Origin of the sequence: Bradyrhizobium sp. PRIMUS42 (genome assembly GCF_023006515.1) — a bacterium.
In the GTDB taxonomy this organism is placed as follows: domain Bacteria; phylum Pseudomonadota; class Alphaproteobacteria; order Rhizobiales; family Xanthobacteraceae; genus Bradyrhizobium.
On the sequence record NZ_JALBGZ010000883.1, the window covers coordinates 1 to 2294 of the forward strand.

At 65.5% G+C, this 2294-nt stretch carries 2 protein-coding genes and 2 pseudogenes; 3 read left to right on the forward strand and 1 reads right to left on the reverse strand.

The window, feature by feature from the left end; genetic code table 11:
- Window positions 1–223 (reverse strand): annotated as a pseudogene (locus MOV75_RS35145) (CoA pyrophosphatase); the annotation flags it as partial.
- A gap of 71 nt (window positions 224–294) precedes the next feature.
- On the opposite strand from MOV75_RS35145, the gene MOV75_RS35150 reads away from it, so the two are divergent.
- The 3 genes and pseudogenes from MOV75_RS35150 to MOV75_RS35160 form a co-directional block, all read left to right on the forward strand.
- Complete coding sequence (locus tag MOV75_RS35150) at window positions 295–720, forward strand: PaaI family thioesterase (RefSeq protein WP_246931873.1); 426 nt, start codon at window positions 295–297, stop codon at window positions 718–720.
- Between the two features lie 302 nt (window positions 721–1022).
- Complete coding sequence (locus MOV75_RS35155; RefSeq protein ID WP_246931876.1) at window positions 1023–2033, forward strand: aldo/keto reductase; 1011 nt, start codon at window positions 1023–1025, stop codon at window positions 2031–2033.
- Window positions 2034–2049: 16 nt separating this feature from the next.
- Window positions 2050–2294 (forward strand): annotated as a pseudogene (locus tag MOV75_RS35160) (tetratricopeptide repeat protein); the annotation flags it as partial.

Here is a 2294-nt window from a genome sequence, read left to right on the forward strand (position 1 = left end):
CGTCGCAGCGTCCGCCCGGCAAGGCCCATTGGCCGCGATGGGCACGTAAGTGCGATGCGCGTAGCGTGAGCAGGAATGCGGTGTCGTCGCCCTCGCTCGCGGTCAGCGCGACCGCCACCGCCGCACGCTTCAACGTCGCCGGCGCTTCCCCTTCCGGCAGACGCGTGAAGGCGGCGCAGGCTGCCGCGATATTCCGCCGTGTGGCATCGTCGAATGGTCTCATGATGCTTGACTACACTACGTGCGGCCCCGATGAAACGAGTTCGCAAGGCCCGCACAGGAACGGACGACGACATGACCAACAAGGCCGCCGCAAGGCTGAAATCAGACGGCTGGAGCATCCTGGAGACCACGGGCTTCATGCACCTGATCGGGCCCCTGTGGGAGCGCAAGACCGACGGCCATTACGAATTCGCGCTGGCGACCGAGGACAAGCACCACAACCGCCGCGGCATGGTCCAGGGCGGCGTGATGATGACCTTCGCCGACCGCACCTGCGGCATGACGGCCCGCTACGTCTCCGGCAAGGAGTTCATGGCGACAGTGCAGCTCGACACCCATTTCGTCGAGGCCGGCCAGATCGGTGACATCCTGATCTCCCGCCCGCGCGTGGTGCGTTCGACGCGCAGCCTGATCTTCATGAGCACGGAGGTGACGGTGGATGGTCGCTGCATCGTGATGGCGAATGGCGTGTTCAAGATATTGAAGGGGCCGGGGTAGCCCTCGCGCTGGGCAGCTCCCGCGGCCAAACACATCTACCGCTGTCATTCCCCGCGAAGGCGGGGAATCCAGTACGCCGCGGCCTCTCGATCGATCACTGCCGTCTCGGAGTACTGGATCGCCCGATCAAGTCGGGCGATGACACCGAGTATGAGGCACGAGCGTACCCGCACCGTCATTGCGAGCGCAGCGAAGCAATCCAGGATCGTTCCGCGGATGCAGCTCTGGATTGCTTTACTGCACTCGCAATGACGGGCGTTGCTGGCTATGCTGCCTTCCATCAAATATCGAGGAAACAGCCCATGCAATACCGCCAGCTCGGCCGCTCTGGCCTGAAGGTTTCGCCGATTTGTCTGGGCACCATGATGTTCGGCGGGCCGACCGATGAAGCCGCGTCCAAGCGGATCATCGCGAAGGCGCGCGATGCCGGGATCAACTTCATCGACACGGCGGATGCCTATTCGAAGGGCGGCTCCGAGGAGGTCGTGGGCCGCGCCATTGCCGGCGATCGCCACGCCTGGGTGCTCGCCACGAAGCTCGCCAATCCCATGGGAGACGATCCCAATCGCGGCGGGCTGTCGCGGCGCTGGGTGTTGCAGGCCGCCGACGAGAGCCTGAAGCGGCTCGGCACCGACCACATCGACGTCTACTATCTGCACAAGGAAGACCATGCGACGCCGCTGGAGGAGACGGTGCGCGCGATGGGCGATTTGATCCGCGCGGGCAAGGTGCGCTATTTCGGCGTCTCGAACTACCGCGCCTGGCGCGTCGCAGAGATTTGCAACATCTGCGACCGCCTCGGCATCGACCGTCCCGCGGTGAGCCAGCCCTATTACAACGCCATGAACCGCATGCCCGAGGTCGAGCATTTTCCGGCCTGCTCCTATTACGGCCTCGGCATTGTGCCCTACAGCCCCCTGGCGCGCGGGGTGCTGACCGGCAAATACAAGCCGGATGCGGCGCCGGACAAGGAGACGCGCGCGGGCCGCAACGACACCCGCATGATGCAGACCGAGTGGCGGCCGGAATCGCTTCAGCTCGCGCAGGAGATCAAGACCCACGCCGAGAAGAAGGGCATCACCGCCGGCCAGTTCGCGGTCGCCTGGGTGCTCAACTCCGCCTTCGTCTCCTCGATCGTCGCCGGCCCGCGCACCGAGGAGCAGTGGGACGGCTACATCGGCGCGCTCGACTATCGCTTCACCGGGGATGACGAGGCACTGATCGACAGGCTGGTCGTTCCAGGCCATCCCTCGACGCCGGGCTACAACGATCCCGCCTACCCGATCGAAGGTCGCCGTGCGCGAACGGCGTGAATCCTTGGACACGACGATGGCGCATCAAGACCGCTACGGCCTGCCGCTCTCCACCGAATCCGATGCGGCAGCAAGCGCTTATCGCGAAGGCGTCGACCTCATGCTTGCGGGGTGGACCGGCACAGCGGAGACTCTGGAACGCGCGATTGCGGCCGACCCGGATTTCGCGCTTCCGCACATCGCCCGCGCCCGCATGCACGCCTTCTACCAGCAGGGCGATCTCGCCCGAGGCAAGGCCGCGCTCGCGCGCGAGCTGGTGGC

What these genes read in the sequence shown, in the direction of transcription:
- MOV75_RS35155 (WP_246931876.1), top strand. Translation starts at nt 1,023, where the DNA reads ATGCAATACCGCCAGCTCGGCCGCTCTGGCCTGAAGGTTTCGCCGATT.
- MOV75_RS35150 (WP_246931873.1), top strand. Translation starts at nt 295, where the DNA reads ATGACCAACAAGGCCGCCGCAAGGCTGAAATCAGACGGCTGGAGCATC.